The organism is Flavobacterium sp. C3NV, assembly GCF_046825355.2.
Classification (GTDB): Bacteria; Bacteroidota; Bacteroidia; order Flavobacteriales; family Flavobacteriaceae; genus Flavobacterium.
Genome location: NZ_JBKQBJ020000007.1, coordinates 152827 through 172175, shown reverse-complemented (window position 1 = coordinate 172175; position 19349 = coordinate 152827). Strand labels below are relative to the sequence as shown.

General features: G+C 34.4%; 17 protein-coding genes and 1 tRNA gene. 15 read left to right on the top strand and 3 right to left on the bottom strand.

Going from position 1 to position 19349, the window contains the following annotated elements; translation table 11 throughout:
• The 15 genes from ureC (at window position 1) to ACIDC4_RS12455 (ending at window position 15732) form a co-directional block, all read left to right on the top strand.
• The gene (gene ureC / locus ACIDC4_RS12525) at window positions 1-1722 is read left to right on the top strand and encodes an urease subunit alpha (RefSeq protein WP_412042893.1); all 1722 of its coding nucleotides are present in this window, start codon (window positions 1-3) and stop codon (window positions 1720-1722) included.
• 72 nt (window positions 1723-1794) lie between these two features.
• A complete protein-coding gene (gene ureE, locus ACIDC4_RS12520; protein WP_089353446.1) occupies window positions 1795-2307 on the top strand; it encodes an urease accessory protein UreE in 513 nt (170 codons plus the stop codon).
• Complete coding sequence (locus ACIDC4_RS12515) at window positions 2300-2992, top strand: urease accessory protein UreF (RefSeq protein ID WP_412042892.1); 693 nt, start codon at window positions 2300-2302, stop codon at window positions 2990-2992. The genes ureE and ACIDC4_RS12515 overlap by 8 nt, the downstream gene beginning before the upstream one ends.
• Before the next feature lie 28 nt (window positions 2993-3020).
• Window positions 3021-3659: an urease accessory protein UreG gene (ureG, locus tag ACIDC4_RS12510; protein WP_412042891.1), complete on the top strand. Its 639-nt coding sequence runs from the start codon at window positions 3021-3023 to the stop codon at window positions 3657-3659.
• The gene (locus tag ACIDC4_RS12505; RefSeq protein ID WP_412042890.1) at window positions 3659-4444 is read left to right on the top strand and encodes an urease accessory protein UreD; all 786 of its coding nucleotides are present in this window, start codon (window positions 3659-3661) and stop codon (window positions 4442-4444) included. Before ureG ends, ACIDC4_RS12505 begins: the two co-directional genes overlap by 1 nt.
• Before the next feature lie 10 nt (window positions 4445-4454).
• A complete protein-coding gene (locus ACIDC4_RS12500; RefSeq protein ID WP_412042889.1) occupies window positions 4455-5156 on the top strand; it encodes a hypothetical protein in 702 nt (233 codons plus the stop codon).
• Window positions 5157-5180: 24 nt separating this feature from the next.
• Window positions 5181-6071, top strand: coding sequence for an urea transporter (locus ACIDC4_RS12495; RefSeq protein ID WP_412042888.1), 891 nt, complete (start codon window positions 5181-5183; stop codon window positions 6069-6071).
• Window positions 6072-6178: 107 nt separating this feature from the next.
• The gene (locus ACIDC4_RS12490; RefSeq protein ID WP_412042887.1) at window positions 6179-7456 is read left to right on the top strand and encodes a RidA family protein; all 1278 of its coding nucleotides are present in this window, start codon (window positions 6179-6181) and stop codon (window positions 7454-7456) included.
• A 227-nt stretch (window positions 7457-7683) separates the two neighbouring features.
• Window positions 7684-8952 carry a hypothetical protein gene (locus ACIDC4_RS12485; protein WP_412042886.1) on the top strand — a complete coding sequence of 423 codons (1269 nt, stop codon included), beginning with the start codon at window positions 7684-7686 and terminating at the stop codon, window positions 8950-8952.
• A gap of 103 nt (window positions 8953-9055) precedes the next feature.
• Window positions 9056-11311, top strand: a complete 2256-nt coding sequence (locus ACIDC4_RS12480) for a TonB-dependent receptor (protein ID WP_412042885.1) — start codon at window positions 9056-9058, stop codon at window positions 11309-11311.
• Between the two features lie 47 nt (window positions 11312-11358).
• On the top strand, window positions 11359-12231 hold the full coding sequence (locus tag ACIDC4_RS12475) for a helix-turn-helix domain-containing protein (RefSeq protein WP_412042884.1): 873 nt from the start codon (window positions 11359-11361) through the stop codon (window positions 12229-12231).
• A gap of 515 nt (window positions 12232-12746) precedes the next feature.
• Window positions 12747-13019, top strand: coding sequence for a DUF2188 domain-containing protein (locus ACIDC4_RS12470; RefSeq protein WP_412042883.1), 273 nt, complete (start codon window positions 12747-12749; stop codon window positions 13017-13019).
• 9 nt (window positions 13020-13028) lie between these two features.
• On the top strand, window positions 13029-13643 hold the full coding sequence (locus ACIDC4_RS12465; RefSeq protein WP_412042882.1) for a hypothetical protein: 615 nt from the start codon (window positions 13029-13031) through the stop codon (window positions 13641-13643).
• Window positions 13644-14016: 373 nt separating this feature from the next.
• A complete protein-coding gene (locus ACIDC4_RS12460) occupies window positions 14017-14520 on the top strand; it encodes a hypothetical protein (RefSeq protein WP_412042881.1) in 504 nt (167 codons plus the stop codon).
• Window positions 14521-14949: 429 nt separating this feature from the next.
• A complete protein-coding gene (locus ACIDC4_RS12455; RefSeq protein WP_412042880.1) occupies window positions 14950-15732 on the top strand; it encodes a hypothetical protein in 783 nt (260 codons plus the stop codon).
• A gap of 657 nt (window positions 15733-16389) precedes the next feature.
• Here the strand turns inward: ACIDC4_RS12455 and ACIDC4_RS12450 are convergent.
• From ACIDC4_RS12450 to ftsZ, 3 genes are all read right to left on the bottom strand, one after another.
• Window positions 16390-16463: transfer RNA gene (locus ACIDC4_RS12450), tRNA-Arg, on the bottom strand.
• 79 nt (window positions 16464-16542) lie between these two features.
• The gene (locus tag ACIDC4_RS12445; protein ID WP_230035431.1) at window positions 16543-16992 is read right to left on the bottom strand and encodes a GatB/YqeY domain-containing protein; all 450 of its coding nucleotides are present in this window, start codon (window positions 16990-16992) and stop codon (window positions 16543-16545) included.
• Window positions 16993-17196: 204 nt separating this feature from the next.
• Window positions 17197-19302 (bottom strand): cell division protein FtsZ, encoded by a 2106-nt coding sequence (ftsZ, locus tag ACIDC4_RS12440; protein ID WP_412042879.1) that lies wholly within the window; start codon window positions 19300-19302, stop codon window positions 17197-17199.
• Window positions 19303-19349: the final 47 nt, after the last annotated feature.

The following is a 19349-nucleotide window of genomic DNA, read 5'->3' as shown; positions in this document are numbered from 1 at the left end:
ATGAGCTTAAATGTAGACAGAAAGCAATATGCTAATATATTAGGTCCAACTACTGGAGACAGAATTAGATTGGGAGATACTGATATCATCATTGAAATCGAAAAAGATTTTACCCATTATGGCGATGAAGCTGTTTTTGGAGGTGGAAAAACGGTTCGTGACGGGATGGGACAAAATGTTGAACGCACAAGAGATCAGGGCGTATTAGACCTTTGTATCACCGGAGCAACTATTATTGATCACTGGGGAATTGTAAAGGCAGATATTGGAATCAAAGATGGTAAAATCATCGCTATAGGCAAGGCAGGAAATCCAGATACCATGGATGGAGTATCTCCTAACATGATTATCGGTGCATCTACAGAGGTTCATGGTGGTAAAGGTTATATCGTAACTGCCGGAGGAATTGATACACACATTCATTATATCTGTCCTCAACAAATTGAAACGTCTCTTTATAGTGGTATTACAACCATGATTGGCGGAGGAACAGGACCAAATGACGGAACAAACGCAACGACTTGTACGCCAGGTAAATTCAATATTCAGAGAATGTTGGAATCTGCAGAAGAATTTCCTATGAACTTAGGCTTCTTTGGTAAAGGAAATTGCTCGGCAGAAGCACCACTTGAAGAACAAGTTGAAGCAGGAGCCTTAGGTTTAAAAATTCACGAAGACTGGGGAGCTACAACCGGAACAATTGATGCTGCACTTAAAGTAGCGGATAAATATGATGTTCAGGTAGCTATTCATACCGATACTTTAAACGAAGGTGGATTTTTGGAAGACACCATGAAAGCGATCAATGGAAGAGTAATTCATACTTTCCATACTGAAGGTGCTGGTGGCGGACATGCTCCGGATATTATCAAGGCTGCAATGTATCCAAATGTATTGCCTGCTTCTACAAATCCTACACGTCCTTATACCGTTAATACGATAGACGAACATCTTGATATGCTTATGGTTTGTCACCATTTGAGTAAAAACATTCCTGAAGATGTAGCATTTGCTGATTCTCGTATTCGTCCTGAAACTATTGCTGCCGAAGATATTTTGCATGATATGGGAGTATTCAGTATTATGAGTTCTGATTCGCAAGCTATGGGAAGACCTGGAGAAGTAATTACCAGAACATGGCAAACGGCAAGCAAAATGAGAGATCAGCGTGGTCAATTAGAAGAAGATAAAAATACACAAAATGATAACTTCCGTACAAAACGTTATGTAGCCAAGTACACTATTAATCCTGCTATTGCTCACGGTATTTCTAACTATGTTGGATCTATTGAGCCAGGTAAAATAGCCGACTTAGTAATCTGGAAACCAGCTTTATTTGGTGTTAAACCTGAAATGATTGTAAAAGGAGGTTTTGTAATTGCTGCCAAAATGGGCGATCCAAATGCGTCTATCCCTACTCCACAACCTGTGATTTACAGAAATATGTTTGGAGCTTATGGTCGCGCTAAATTCACCACTTGTGCAACTTTCGTTTCTCAGGCTTCGATTGATAATGGATCTATTGCTGATTATAAATTAGAAAAAATGATTCTTCCTGTAAAAAATTGCAGAAACATTTCTAAAAAAGACCTTATCCATAATGATAAAACACCGGTAATTGAAGTGAATGCTGAAAACTATCATGTAACGGTAGATGGTGTTCATGTTACTTGTGAGCCGGCAGAAACGCTTCCATTGACTCAATTGTATTATTTATTTTAATAGTAGTAGACATCTAAAAAGACCTAACAGATTTTGAAAAGCTGTTAGGTCTAATATAAAAAATAAAAAACGATGACCATCAGTGAAACTTTAGGTACTATTTCGAATAGTACAATTAACGGACGATCGATAGATTATCTCGACTTAGAATGGTTCGAATCGACAAAGAGAATTCAACGTAAAAAGACACGTCAGGGAGAAGATATTGCCATTAAATTTCTTAGAGAAGGGCAACGCCTTCGAGAAGGAGATATTCTTTTTGAAAATGAAAAGAAAATAATTGTGGTCAATATTCTGGAAACAGAAACTATTGTTATTTCTCCGTCTTCAATGCTCGAAATGGGAACAGTGTGTTATGAAATTGGAAACAAACATATTCCGCTTTTTATACAAGAAGACAAAGTCTTGCTACCTTTTGAAATGCCAATGTTCAGATGGCTGGAAGTGAGCGGTTTTAAACCCGAAAAACAATCTGTGAAATTACTGAATTTGTTAAAATCAAATGTAGAACCTCACGGACATGGAAGTTTGGGTTCTACAATTTTTACTAAAATCCTAAAAATGGCAGCTCCAAAAGATGAATAATATAAAATTTTTAGCCAGCCTTTTGCATATTTCCGATCCTACATTGCCTATTGGAGGATATTCTCATTCTAACGGACTTGAAACGTTTATACAAAACAAAATTGTACACAACGCAGCAACTGCACAGGAGTTTGTAGAAAATATGCTCAAGTATAATCTTAAATACAACGACGGTGCTTTTGTAAAATTGGCCTATGAAGCTACAGAGGCTAATGATTTGAAAGCGATTTTAGATCTGGATCAGGAATGTAACGCTTTAAAGTGTCCGAGAGAAATTCGTCAGGCAAGCCAGAAATTGGGATTGCGTTTGATTAAAATCTTCAAAAGACATGAGAATTTCCAACTTATGGAAGCTTATGAAGAAGCGGTTCGAAATGGTGATGCAAATTCTCATTACTCTATTGTTTTTGGAATGTTTTGCAGTATGATGAAAATTCCTTTGCAAGAAGCACTTTTTGGATTTTACTACACTTCTACCGCCGGAATGATTACCAATGCTGTCAAGTTAGTACCACTGGGACAATTGGATGGGCAGGATATTTTATTCCGCCTATATCCGATCATGGAAAAAACGGCTCAGGAAACTATAACATTAGAGCGAGAGTATGTAGGACTCTGCAATACCTCTTTTGACATTCGCTGCATGCAGCATGAAAGACTGTATTCAAGACTATACATGTCATAATTAAAATTAAAAATCAATTTATAAAAAAATGAAAAATAGAAAATATATAAAAGTAGGAGTTGCCGGACCTGTAGGTTCTGGAAAAACTGCTTTACTAGAAAGATTAAGCAGACACTTATACGGAACGTATGACCTTGGTGTGATTACAAATGATATCTATACCAAAGAAGATGCAGAGTTTATGGCTAAAAACAGCCTGTTGCCTCATGAACGTATTATTGGGGTAGAAACAGGAGGATGTCCTCACACCGCTATTCGCGAGGATGCCAGTATGAATCTTGAGGCGGTAGATGAATTGGCAAACCGCTTTCCGGAGATTGAATTGATTTTTATCGAAAGTGGCGGAGATAATCTGTCAGCAACTTTTAGCCCGGATCTTGCCGATGTGACCATTTTTATAATTGATGTTGCCGAAGGTGAAAAAATTCCAAGAAAAGGAGGTCCAGGTATCACAAGATCAGATTTATTGGTAATCAATAAAATCGATTTGGCTCCTTATGTAGGTGCAAGCCTTGAAGTGATGGAAAATGACGCAAGAAGAATGAGAAAAGGAGCTCCTTTTATATTTTCAAATCTTAAGACAGATGTGGGCGTACAGGAAATTATAGGCTGGATCAAAAAATATGCTTTACTGGAAGATTGTGAAGAACCGAATCTAGTAAGATAATGAACAGTCGCCTACATATTATAGCAGGTTATAAACAAGGAAGTTCCTATGTAAAAGACCTCTATGTGTCTCCTCCTTTTCGTGTAGTATCTGTAGGACAACGCAAAACCGATAATAAGCTTTATCAAATTGTAATGAGTACCTCGCCAGGAATATTATGCGGTGACCGCTACCAATTGGATATTGATTTAGAGAAAGGTGCCGCATTACAACTGCAGTCACAATCATATCAAAGATTATTTAATATGAAAAATGACGCCGTGCAGCAGCTTAATATCTCAATGGAGGACGATACTTCTTTTGCCTATGTCCCGCATCCGGTGGTTCCTCATGAAAATTCTGATTTCAAAAGTAAAGCCAAAATCCGTATTGGTACAAACAGTCAGGTGATAATCAGTGAGATTATTACCTGTGGAAGAAAGCATTATGGAGAGCTTTTTAAATTGAGACGTTTTCAGAATCTTACAGAGATTTATCACAAAAACAAATTGGTTGTTAAGGACAATGTGCTTATTCAACCCGATCTGATTCCGATAAACGGCATAGGGAATCTGGAAGAATTTACGCATCAGGGAACTCTTATTTTTTATAGCACAAAAGAAAATACGGATAAAAATCTCTTAGTCGAAACTATCTATTCTATTATTGAATCTCAAAGTGAGATGGAAATCGGCATTTCGGCAATGGAAGATAACGGATTCGTTATTCGAACACTGGGACATGGTGGTGAAGTAATGTATAATTTTTTCCTTAAGGTTCAGGAAATCCTTTGGGAATTAGAATAAAAAATAAGTTATGAATACTACTATTTGGGCATTAATACTGAGTGCTGTATCTATAAGTTTTATACACACCGCATCAGGACCGGACCATTATTTACCATTTATTGTTTTGTCGAAATCTAAACAATGGAGTAAAAGCAAAACAATTCTGCTCACAATTGCCTGTGGTTTTGGCCACGTTTTGAGTTCTTTGGTTTTAGGAACTATCGGGGTTTTTATGGGATGGCAGCTTAATAAATTCTCCTGGTTTCAGGAAATAAGAGGTAATATTTCGGGTTGGGCATTGCTCCTTTTTGGAGTAATCTATCTCCTGTATGGAGTAATTCAGACCATAAAAAATAAACCTCACAAGCATTTTGATGTATTAGGAGATGATGTTTATGTGTATGAACATAATCACGGAGAAGTCGTTATGCCTCAAAGCCGAATAAAAGTAACTCCCTTTGTGTTGTTCATGATTTTTGTCATGGGACCAAGTGAACCACTTACACCACTTCTTTTTTATTCGGGATTAAATCGTTCCGTGACCGAAATTGTTGCATTAGTAGTACCATTTGCACTTACAACTGTCGCAACGATGCTGGGCATGGTTTTACTTGGACGATACGGATATTCAACTTTTTTCAAGACCGACAAACTAGAACGCTATATGAGTGTTGTAAGTGGTGCTGTAGTCACTATATGCGGTATTGGAATGGTCTTTTTAGGATGGTAAATTCAAAACAAAAAACAATTCAAAATGGATAAAATTTTCACAAAATTTCCCTTTATCGACAATGTATTAAAGGGAATGGGGCAAATTATGCTTCAGGAAAACAGATGGACAGGACTCTTATTTCTTATTGGTATTTTTATAGGAAGTTGGCAGGGAGGTGTTGCTATTTTACTGTCTACAAGTGCTGGAACATTTACAGCTATGAAACTGGGTTATGACAAATCCGAAATAAATGCCGGATTATATGGTTTTAGTGCGGCTTTGGTGGGAGTGGCTTTGTCTTTTTTCTTTCAGGCCACAATATTAATCTGGATTCTTATTGTTTTAGGAGGTGCACTGGCAAGTATTATCCAGCATTTTTTTATTAGCAAAAAAAATCCGGCGTTTACATTTCCATTCATTGTTATAATTTGGTTATCCGTTTTTGTATTACATCATTTTACAGATATCCCACCTTCGGAAATGATTAGCGCAAAACCGGAAAGTGTTGCCTATAGCGAATTTATAACACCCATAAATGGCTTTGGCGAAGTCATTTTTCAAGGAGGATTATTATCCGGAGTCATTTTCTTTATCGCAATTTTTATCAGTTCCCCAGCGGCAGCTTTATACGGCCTTGTAGGATCTTTACTGGGAGCTTATTTGTCGTATATGTATGGCGAATCAATCGAAGGTATTCATATGGGCCTATTCGGTTTTAACGCGGTACTTTCGGCTATTGTTTTTTCAGGTTTCAAAAAAACAGACGGATTGTGGGTATTAATCGCAGTCCTGATTACAGTTGCAATTGATGACTTCCTGATTGATCATAACATCCTGACTGAGGTAGGCGGAGTATTGACTTTTCCGTTTGTGGTAGGAACATGTCTTACATTACTTATTCAGAGTTTTTTTATTACTAAAAAACAAAACTAAAATCATCCTCTTTACAATATCATTGAATTCAAAATAATCATGTATTTCTTGCTTTGACAGCAGAATTGCATCAGCTAAAAATTACTCCAATTATTAAAATAAACAAAATGGCATCAAATAAAATAAACTCATTAGTAGCTAGAAATACCGAAAATGCACCAAAAAGTATCGGACCATATTCACAAACTGTAGCGTTTTCACATTATAATAATCTTTCGGCTCAATTACCAATCGACCCAAAATCTGGCAAAATAGTAGCTGGTGGTATAAAAGAACAGGCTGAACAGTGTTTTAAAAATATCAAGGCAATTTTAGAGAGCATCGATCATGTTATGAATGATGTCGTTAGAATCACTGTATTCGTTAAAAATATCAAGGATATTGATACTGTAGACCAAGTTTATAGCATATTCTTCCCTACTTATGTTCCAACACGAACTACAGTTGCAGTTGCTGCTTTACCTTTGGATGCTTTAGTACAAATTGAAGCGCTTGTTTCGAATGGCGAGGGTACAATTCCTAATGCACCACAGGCAGGTAATCTGATAAAACTTATCAATAACACGGCAAATGCACCTATATGTACTTTGTCTGCGCAAACAGTATCATTCTCTCATTATAATAATCTTTCGGCTCAATTACCAATCGATCCAAAAACGGGCAGATTGATAACGGGAGGTGTAAAAGAGCAGACTCAACAGTGTTTAAAAAACATCAAAACAATTTTAAACAGTATTGATATTCCTTTTGATGATATTGTTAAGATTAATATCTTTCTTAAAAACCTGTCAGACATTGAAGCTGTAGATGAGGTTTATGCAACATTTTTTCCTGACTCTGCTATTGCCAGAGCTGTAGCTTATGTTCCTGCAAGAACAATCGTTGCCGTTTCGGATTTATCTATGCATGCTTTGGTTCAAATTGAAGCAGTAGTATCACACGGAGACGGAACACCTCCTCAAGCTATCGAAGACAGGCACGGAATTGTCATAAAAGCAAACAATACCGAAAATGCACCAAAGAATTCTTTGTCTACACAAACCGTAGCATTCTCACATTATAATCACCTTTCAGCTCAATTACCAATCGATCCAAAAACGGGTAAAATGATAGCCGGAGGTGTAAAAGAGCAGGCAGAACAATGCTTAAAAAACATCAAAGCAATTTTAGAAAGTATTTCACATGGTATGGAAGATGTAGTTAAGGTTAATATTTTCCTTAAAAACATCACAGATAGCGACCTTGTAGATGAGGTTTATACAACATTCTTCCCTGGCGGTATTCCTGCACGAAGAACAGTTAGTGTATCAGCATTACAAAAAGATGCCTTAATCCAAATTGATGTAGTGGTTTCAAATGCAGAAGGAACACCTCTAAAAATATAACAGTTATAATTAGATGAGTATATCCTCATTTTGATAACATTCAACTCAAAATATAATTTATCAAAGGGGGAATAATCCTATTCTCCCCTTACCCTTCTGCTTTATTTCTTTAGTAATTTTTTATTCAAAAAAAAAAAAACTAAAAAAGTATTTAGCATCGGGCAAGTACGGTTGTTTCTTATTGAATTTAGAAATCAAAATTACCTTATACTTAAAATAAAGCAATTATGAAAAATAGTAAGTTCGCATTTTTATTCTTGGTTGTTATTGGTTGTTATACAGCACAAGCACAAATTAATTTTCCATCTCAACAAAAAACAGATGATGGAAAATCTCTTTATGAAATGGAGTTTTCTCCTCGTTTAAAATTAAATGGCTACTTAAATTTAGGAGGTAATGACATGAATTCTCAGTCACTCAACCTAAATTCAGCCGATCCTTACAATAAAATCGATCAAAAAAATGCAGGTTTTAATATGTACCAAACACAGTTGGCATGGAAAACCACCTATAATGGATTCTCAAAAGGTCCGTTAGTTGCCTATGTCGAAGCACAATGGTGGGGCGCTCCCGGCGCGGGCGGTAACCTACAATTGAGAGTTGCTTACGTAGATTACAATCACTGGCACATAGGTCAGGACTGGACTTTCTTTGGTAACGGTGTTCCAAGCTGGTACAATACGCTGGACTGGGAAGGACCTAATAGCGGTACATGGGCGCGTCATCTACAGGTTAAATATTACAATGATTTTGGTGCCGACAAATCGTGGAAATTTGAAGGTGGTATCGAAAGTTCTTCTGAATATCTTAAGATCGCTGGCGGAGTTACTCCCGGTCAGTTTTCTGTAGACCCAATTGTAGCATTTACCAAAAAACTGCATGATCAAACAGGTTACTTGCGTTTAGCCTTTATGGGACGTACGCTTCGTTATGAAAAAGACACAAATGATAATGCTATGACAATGGGATGGGGTGTTAATGCCAATTACAAAACCATGCTGAATGAAAAGAGTTATTTTATGGCTCAGGCTGTTGCTGGTTCTGGTATAGGAGGCTCTTATACTTTATCCGGTGCCTTGTTTGGTAATGGAGGTGCAGGAAATATGTATGACGCTATTTATGACCAGAATGGCAATTTTAAAACCGTCCCTATTTATGGGGGTTCTGCAGGCATAGAATATTACTTTGGAGAAAATAAAAGACTGCATTCTAATTTAGTTGTAGGTTATACCACCATGACGTATAATGCAACTCCTGTTTCGCTTGTAAACAGTAAAATTATAAATGATAATTCAACGGCAGATTTTGTTAACAATAATTCGAATACGAATACGCGAATTGCTTTACCTTCTGCTTCTATCAATACTATGTATGATATCACAAAGAACTTCTTAATAGGTTTAGAATATGATGCCGGCGCGAAACAGATCATCAATACCGATACACAAACTTCTACAGTTAATCGTATTGCTGTAGGTATGATGGTTGGATTCTAGCTTTTACTGATAATAGACTTTTGAGTCACATTAAACATAAAAATCTACAAAATCTGCCTGAAGATTTTGCAAGCAGATTTTGTGGATTATATTAAAAAACAAAATGACAAGAATTCAAAATACAATAGTTTTCCTTCTCTTAATGATAAGTGTAGCGTCTGTAGCACAGAAGAAAGAAAGTGAAATGCAAACTTTCCTTAAAGATACAGACAGCAAATTTCCAATAGGAAATGTCTTGATAGAATACAATCACGGAAACACACATACCCATTCAGAACCAGATGGTTCATTCAAATTGCACTTTCAATCCTTTCCGGATACACTTGTAATTAGTCATCAGGGATATGATCAGCAGAAATTGGCTGTTAATAGCACTACTGAGTATGAAAACAAAGTCATTTTTCTTCAGCGTAAACCTATTGAGATTTCCGAAATAATTATCAATCACACTTCATTTCTTTCAGATATCACAAAGGTTGATCTTAATAAATTTCCGGTAAACTCAGCTCAGGACTTGTTACGCAAAGTTCCTGGTTTGTTTATTGCCCAACACGCCGGCGGTGGAAAGGCAGAACAAATTTTTCTAAGAGGTTTTGATGCAGATCACGGAACGGATGTTAGTGTGAATGTAGACGGAATGCCTGTAAATATTGTATCTCATGCTCACGGTCAGGGATACTCAGATTTACATTTTGTAATTCCAGAAACCATTAATAATATCGATTTTGGAAAAGGAGCCTATTATGCTGACAGAGGAGATTTTAATACTGCGGGTTATGTAGATTTTAAAACTTATGGAGCTTTAAAAAACAGTATGATTAAACTCGAAGCAGGTTCTTTTAATACAAAAAGAATTCTGGGAATGTTCAATATCATAAACGATCCTGACAACAAGAAAAATTTCTATTTAGCAACAGAATACAATTACACCGATGGGCCTTTTGATGTAAAACAAAATTTCAACAGGGTTAATATCTTTGGAAAATACAACCAGTGGATAACAGATAATGATTACTTCAATATCCAATTTTCTACATTTAATTCTTCCTGGAATGCTTCAGGACAAAATCCGGAACGCGCCATAAATGAAGGAATTATCGATCGTTGGGGAAGCATTGATCCTACCGAAGGCGGAAGCACCTCTCGCAGCAATGTTCAGATGAATTTTAAACATATCATTTCTCCATCAGAGCATATTGAAGCGATGGCCTGGTACTCTAAGTATAATTTTAATCTTTATTCTGATTTTACATTTTTCTTAAATGATCCTATTCATGGAGATGAAATTCAACAAAAAGATGGCAGAAATATTTATGGCGGTGAATTTAAACATGTCAAAAATTTTATCCTTCCTAATAGTTCTTTTGAATTGATATCCGGAATTGGATTCCGAAATGACGATATTCAAACTTTGCAGCTCAATCATGTTTACCACAGAGATTTATTATTGGATAAAAAGATGGATGTTACTGGCGTAGAAACCAATTTGCACGCTTACTCAGAATTGATATGGAAAACCGGAAAATGGACTATTGCTCCGGCGCTAAGACTGGATCATTTTATTTTCAACATGCATGATTTACTGGATCAGGAGCAATTGCCATCGGGACAATCATCAGAAGCAACCAGACTGAGTCCTAAGCTTAATTTATCTTATGCTTCCAGTGACAAAGTTGTATGGTTATTAAAAACTGGTATGGGATTTCATTCTAATGATATGAGAGTCGTGATTCCTCAAAACGGACGTAACACGTTACCATACTCTATTGGGGGTGATTTTGGAACAAGACTTCATCCTTTAAAATCATTGATTATTACACCAACAGTATGGTATTTATTTCTGCAACAGGAGTTTGTTTACGTAGGTGATGATGCTGTTGTGGAACCTTCGGGTAAATCAAAACGTTATGGTTTTGATTTAGGTATTCGCTACCAGCCATTACCAAATCTGTATTTAAATGCTGATGTTAATTATTCTCATGCCCGATTAATGGAGGAACAAAAAGGAGAAGATTATATTCCGTTAGCACCAATAATTACGAGTACCGGATCTTTAAATTGGGATTTTCTGAAAGGCTTTTCTATAGGATTACAGTATCGCTATCTAGGTGAAAGACCTGCAGTTGAGGACAATAGTCTCAAAACAAAACCTTACCTTGTAAATGATTTGATACTTTCCTACAACCGTGCAAAATGGGGCGCTAATTTTCAAATCAATAACTTATTCGATGTAAAATGGAATGAAGCTCAATTTGCTACAGAAACCCAATTGAAAAATGAAGCTGCTCCAATTACTGATATTACCTATACTCCGGGAAATCCTTTTGGGATAAAAATGGGAATATTTTATAAATTTTAAATGATATTCATTATTAAATTTGCACGATCTTTAATAGGATAATTAACATGGAAACACTTTCTAATTTTCAGTATAAAAAACTTTTCCTTCCTAACATTACAGAAAAAATACTTTCTAATAATGCAGATATACAGCTTTACAGGCTTGAAGATTATCTAAAAGGTATTCTTATGCCTGTAGTTCCGTACCGTACCACTTTTAATTTTGTTCTGTTTATTACCAACGGACATATTAAACAGTATCTGGAGAATAAAGAATATAATGTAGAAAAAGGAGGTGTTATTTTTATCAAACAAGGAACAATTACAGCAACCATAGAATTATCTGATGATGCCCAAGGTTTTTTCTTAGCCTATGAGAACAATATTGTATCTGAACAGGAATTACCCAAACATAAAACCAGCATTTTTTTTATGCCTCCTTTCTTAAATTTGGATAACCTTACTTACGGAACGATTAAACAACTGCTTACCATTATGGAGCAGGAATTATGGCTTAACGAATTGAATTTAAATGAGATCATCATTACTATGCTTCATCTTATTTTGGTTAAAATATTAAGTACCGATTCTGATAGTCATCATAAATCAGCTACTCGTCCTATGGATTTGTCTCTTCAGTTCCGGGATATTTTGTTTAAATATCACAGAGATGAAAAAAGAGTAACATTTTATGCCGATAAACTGTCTGTTACAGAAAATTACCTTAATAAATGTGTGAAAAATGTAACTCAAAAATCACCAAAACAGTGGATTAACGAAATGGATATCAATTATAGCAAGGCACTTCTTCAATCCAGTAAAGATATTGCTGAAATTGCTTATCAGCTTAATTTTCACACAGCTTCACATTTTACGCAACTTTTTAAGAAAATTACAGGAATCACCCCTAAAGAATATAGATTACAGTTTTTTAAATAAAATGATATTTTCCTGGTAAAAATTTATCTAACTAAGATTATATTCAAAAACTAATTTAATACAAAACAAAAAAACACTCGCTTTGAGTGTTTTTTTGTTTTGTGACCTTGACGGTATAGAATTCGAACCTTTTATTGGAAGATCTAAAGATTCTGAACGAAGCCTAATTGGTAGTTTGAAGTTAAAATTAATATTTATTAGACATGTTTTCATTAATTCAATAAATCAGTAAGCCCACCGAAATTACACTTATGTTAATACTAGAAGTATTCGACAAATAGAAAGTCTGATTGCAGATATATTTTACAATATATCAAACCCTACGATTTTCAGTATTATACTAATTATTTCACAGAGATGGGAAAAATCAGACCTAATCGCAATATTTGAGGGGTTTTGATTGATGATTTTTATATTGGATTTTAATTGTAATGAAAATATGTAACTGGAAAGTTAGCTACTATTTTCAGACCGCTATTCTTAAATAATTGAAAATTAATTAATATATTTGGTAAATGAAAAGGAAGTCAATTTATACAAAAAAACTTGGTCAGTCTGTAGCTTCAAAAGCTCATTCCGTGGGTATTGCAAAATACCATGTGATTTCTACTGACTCAAATTGGTCAGTAGTATCAGAAGGAAATGTAAGAGCTACAAGATCTTTTAGAACCGTTGAGCAAGCTGTAGACTTTGCTAAAGAAAAAGCTTCAGAAAAAACAGGTGAAGTTGTCGTGCATGCAAATACTGGCCAAATTAAAGACCGCATTTCTTATAGTCATAATAAATAGTGATACTGAATGGCTTTTGAAAATAATGTTTTTATAAATTGTCCATTTGATGGTGAATATACCCCCTTATTACGGGCTTTAGTCTTTTCAACACTTTATCTTGAACTACAGCCTTTTTTATCTCAGACTCTTTCGTCTTCTAACATTAGGATAAATCAAATTAAGCATCATATCAAGTCTTGTAAATATGGCATCCATGATTTATCAAGAAGTAAAGCAATGACTAAAGGAGAATTACCAAGATTCAATATGCCATACGAATTGGGATTAGATATTGGCGCAAGTGAATATGGCAACAAATTATTGAAAACAAAAAAAATACTTATTTTAGAGACAGAACGTTACCATTATCAAAAAGTTATCTCTGACATTGCAGGACAAGATATTTCAAGTCATGATGATGATCCTAAAACGTTAATCAAGAAAGTAAGAAATTGGATGTCTGCTAATACTACAAACACAGTTTCTCCTTATACAGAAATTTGGATTGCTTTTAATCAATTCACAGAAGATTTACAAATTACTCTTCTATCAACTCATACACCTGAAGATATTGAAGATATGCCAATTGGTGATTATATTAAATTTGTAAAAGACTGGATTCCAAGTTTTAAAAATAATTAAAACTAAACCTAACAGTCTTTTGCGATAATTTTAGCTGTATTTCTTTTAATTTGTAGCGGGAAGTATTCAAATATCTAACCGTTTTTTTGAGGATTATTACATGATTCTTACACTTACCTCTTAAAATATCTATTAAAAAATTCTTTTTGAAAATAATTTTCAAGTCTTGTCTTTGTCAGCAAAGGAATAATAGGACTAAATTTAATCTATTAAGATCTGTTTTAGAAGCACGGATTACAAATCCGCATGATTGGTTACGTATATTCATTAAATTTTTTACTACGCAAAAACACTGCGTACTAAAGAGATATCTTTGATTAAATAAATAGCAAAATAGATAATTGCTGATTTTAATCAAAACAAAGCTCCAGTTATGAAAAAAAATGTTACAAAAATACCAGCCAACCACAATGAAATTAATTTGTATTGTTTTGTTGGAGAAGCTGTATTGAAAATCCAAATGGTTGAACAAGCGTTGAGTTATTCAATTACTCTTAAAATGAATCCCACAGAAACAAAAGAGCGAGCGGATGAATCTTTAAAGCAAAACCAAAGTTATACTCTAGGCAAGGCTATTAAAATTGCAATTAATGAGGAACTATATAATTTGTCATTGCAAGATGAATTAAATGCTTTTTTAAAGCAAAGGAATTGGTTGGTTCACAAAGTTATCATTGGAAACGAAGAAGATTTCAATGCTGGAAACATAAAAGAGGAATTGCTTAATAAAATTAAAGATATTTCCGATAAAGCCGAAAGTATTCTACGTGCAATAGAATATGACTTGATAGACTTTTGTTCTTCTAAAGGAAAAGATATGTCAGAAACTCTAGCATTATTAAATTTACAAGAACAAGGAATAAGAATTCGAAAGTAGCATTTAAGAACCCGTTCCTTTAGCACGATTATCACGTTCGTGAATAAGACGAGACGTTCAAAAGGTAAGTAAGCAAAAAAAACTTCAGATTTCTATGGAGCTTCGTATTAGTTGCTGGAAGCATTCAATTACCTAGCCAGATTATTAAAGATTATTATAATATTTTAAAATGCGCATATTGATTTTTTCTTCTGGTTTTGTTTGCATAGCCACTCATGTAATCGGTAAAGATCATCAATCAGATTAAAAGTCTTTTTGATAATTTGTAGTAAAAAAAGATATAGATTTGAAAGTAAATAATGTATGAATTTAGTACACATATCTTCCCAAATTTAAATTGCTTTGTGTGATTTTGTCACACATATAAACTAGTTATTAGCTAGTTTACCTCAGAATCAACTAAAAATCATTAAATTAAAATATAAGTATATGAATTTTAATATTTATCATTCACCAAAACTAAATATTCAATTAACATTAATAGCCCAAACTATTATTTTAAAAACCGAAGAAATTGATAAGATACTAGACAAATATTATGGAACTGTAAATCCTCAAATTATTGATGAAAGTAAGTTTTTTAAAGAAATTATACTAGAAACTAGTAAAGAAAAGCTTGATGAGTATTTTAGTATTGGAAGAGATGTTTATGATCAACTTTTAGAACCAATCAAAAAATTCTTAGAAGACGCTTCACTTGCTTTAAGTATGTACGAAAATACAAAAGAGTTTATTTCTAAAATAACTCTAGAAGATATTAAAAATAGAAAACCAATTGACGGAATACCTTTAGATCAATTTCAAAGGCTTCTATTTATATATGCTCATTCTTTTCTAGATGCAATAGTGAAAATCGCCAATACTATTTTTGTAATGACTAAACAGAATAAAACACCTTTTATTCCTGACGATGTAAGAGAAAAATTAACTATTCTTAAAGATGAATTTGACAATGAATTCCCTCACGTAAGAGATATAAGGCATTCTTGGCAACATATAGAAGATAGAATGAGAGGGAAAGGGCAAAATGAAAAAAATATTGAAAGTCTAATGTTAGTTTTATCAACTTTATACAATGATAATCTAACATATACGATTTCTGATGGAACACAACATCATATAACAATTAATTTAGATACGTTTAAAAGAGCGGAATATTATGTGCAACAAACATTTGATAGTTTTAAATGGGTTAAAGGGAGAAATAGATAAAAAAGCCAGCTCCGAACAAACGCTACAAACAATTTGGCTTAATGGAAAAATTGGTATGTATTTGGAAGATTTAGCAAATCCGAAAACAGGGCTTAATTTAATCCCAAACTACCTGTAGTGTGAGAACATTATGGTGTATAGCTCCGTTGACGAGAAACAGCCGAATTTAATCGGGTTAATTATTAGACTAGACACGCAGAAAAAATTAAAGTCGAATGACAGAAATGATTAAACTAATAAAGGTTTTATTAGCAATGATAATTATTTGTCTTTCAATTTATTTTAATCGATACAAAGGCAAAGAAAAACCAAAAGTTGGCATAAAAAAGATAACCCCAATGAATATTTTAAAGATTATTGGAATTTGAAATTATATTGGAGTTCCATATTTCTTATGATTTTTGGTATTGTTTTATTAATTGCAATTTTAATTATAGAACTAGCTTTCAATTTTTAGATTACATGAATAAATCATACTAAGTATTGCGTCCTTACAACAGTCTAAAGTGTTTTGGAAGAAAAAAAGTTTAATGAAGTGAAGCTGAAACGACCGAAATCTGAAACGAAACTCCCAGCTAGTGCGAGTGCCTCGCTCGTGAACGTAATTAAAGATAAAAAGAAGAAAAAAGCTTCAGAGAAATCTGAAGCTTTACGTAGTGACCGCGGAGGGGTTCGAACCCCCAACCCTCAGAGCCGAAATCTGATATTCTATCCAGTTGAACTACGCGGTCTTTTTGATTGCAGATTGTTGAGTTTAGATTTTAGATTACTGAATGAAATCTAAAATCTGAACTCTAAAATCTAATATTTTTATACTAAAAGTTTCTTAACGATTGCAGAAATAGTTTTTCCTTCAGCAGTTCCGCCTAATTGTGCAGATGCTAATCCCATAACTTTACCCATAGATGCAATTCCAGAAGCTCCGGTTTCAGCGATAATTTTTGCAACTACAGCTTCTACTTCTTCTTCGCTTAATTGCGCAGGTAAGAATTTCTCGATTACAGCAACCTGAGCCAATTCCGGCTCTGCTAAATCAGGACGATTTTGCTCTGTAAAAATACGAGCGCTTTCTTTACGGGTTTTAACTAATCTCTGAAGTAATTTAACTTCATCGTCTTCTGTTAATTCCTCTTTAGAACCTGATGAAGTTGCAGCTAATAACATTTCAGATTTAATGGCTCTTAATGCTTCTAATGCTACAGTATCTTTTGCTCTCATGGCGGTTTTAATCTCGTCCATGATTAATGTTTGTAAACTCATCTTATTTTTTTATTTAAATAGGTACTACCTATAATTGATATGACTTTTTGAAAGTGTATTCCGGACTTCACCGGAAACTGACAACAAAATTAACTTTAAAAGTTAAGTACAGAAGTCAAATTTTAAATTCTGTGCGAAGATAAAAAAAATAACCCGAAAATTAAATCCAATTTTCGGGCTATCTTTATAATTAGGATTGTAAAATTAATCTACGTTGTCGTGCAAAAATGAATTGTTTGAACGCAACTGCAAATCGTTGTTACTATCTGTTCCAACTGATATTCTCGAATTGTTATTATTTGATTGATTATTTGATAAATCGATACCTAATCTTTTGTAAGCAGGCTCTTTTTCAAGTTCATCAATTCTTGAAACATTATTATGGAATTTATAATTAAATTCTTTTAGTTTCTTTCTTCTTTCTTCGGCTCTCAAACGTAAAGTTTCCTCGATTGTCAATTCCATCGGAGAAACCTCTGAAGTTGTTGTAAAGTGAGCTTCACTTGCAAAATCAGTTTTTTGTTTCATAGTGATATTCAATTCCGCAGGAATTACATCTTCTACTACTTTATCAACAGGTTTTGATGCTACTAACTCATTCTCAACCTCCATATACTCTTCTAATGAATATTTGATGATTCCTTTATCTGAAAGTTCTGTTACCGGAACAAATTGCACCGGATCATTTACTTTTATATTACGGGTCTCATTCGATAATTCGAATAAAACTTTATTTTCCTGTTCTGCAACCGGTTCTTTTTTAACTTCTGGCTCTGATCTAAAAAGAGGCAAATCGAATGAGAAAGTCGTTTGCTCTTCTCTTTCAAAAGTTCTTTGTTGAACTTGCTGAACTGGTTGTATATTCTGGAAAGTTTGAGTTTCCGGAGTCGTAATAGTAAAATCAATATCTGTAATAGGCGAAACAATTTCGAAAGTTACGTCAAGGTTTTTGATAAACTCAGACATCACCACTAATTCTTCCTTATTCATCGATGGATTATTCCCTGCAACATTCGTTGATGGATTGCTGGTAACATTCATTGGTGGATTGCCTGCAACATTCATTGACGGTGTAATAGCAACTGGTGCAACTTCAATTGGAGCAACTTCAACTGGAGCAACATGCGTAGCTGTAAACGGCATTTCGGTATCTTCGTCATCCATTAAATCAAAAACAATTTTCTCTTCAGATTTTGCAGTAGGTGTTTCTGCATTTACATCAAAAGAAGTAACTGATTTATTCGATAAATTATGAACACTTCTTTGCTCATCTTCCAGCGTATGAATGATTTTTTTAGGTTCTGTGTTTACAATTTCATTTTGTTGTTCAACATCAAAACCTGTTGCAATAATAGTCACGGCAATAGCATCACCAAGAGTTTCGTCTTCACCAACTCCCATGATAATATTAGCATTGTGACCTGCTTCTACCTGAATGTGATCATTGATTTCTCCAATCTCATCCAATGTAATTTCGTTTGATCCAGAAACGATAAGCAACAATACGTTTTTGGCTCCTGTAATTTTGTTATCGTTTAACAACGGAGAATCTAATGCTGAAACAATAGCTTCTTTTGCTCTGTTCTCACCCGCTGCAACAGAAGATCCCATGATTGCTGTTCCGCTGTTTGATAAAACAGTTTTAGCATCACGTAAATCGATATTTTGAGTATAGTGGTGCGTAATTACTTCGGCAATACCTCTTGAGGCTGTTGCCAAAACTTCATCCGCTTTAGAGAATCCTGCTTTAAAACCAAGATTTCCGTATACTTCTCTTAATTTATTATTATTAATTACAATTAGCGAATCGACTTGCTTACGCAATTTTTCGATTCCTAAAAGCGCTTGCTCCTGACGCACTTTTCCTTCAAACTGAAAAGGAATAGTAACGATACCAACCGTAAGAATTTCTCTTTCTTTGGCCAATTGTGCAATTACCGGAGCTGCACCAGTACCTGTACCACCACCCATACCAGCGGTAATAAATACCATCTTAGTACCACGGTCTAACATTTTTTCGATATCAGCGATACTTTCTATAGCAGATTGCTGTCCTACATCAGGATTTGCTCCTGCTCCAAGACCTTCTGTTAAGTTCATACCTAACTGAATCTTGTTCGGTACCGAACTGTTCTGTAGTGCCTGTGAATCAGTATTACAAACGATGAAATCAACGCCTTTAATACCTTGTTTAAACATGTGGTTGATAGCATTACTACCACCTCCACCTACACCTATTACTTTGATAACATTTGATTGGTTTTTTGGTAAATCAAATGAAATACTTCCAAATTCTGAGTTGCTCATCATCTTTTTGGTTTTTGAAATTCTTATTTAATACATTTTTTACTTCTTGA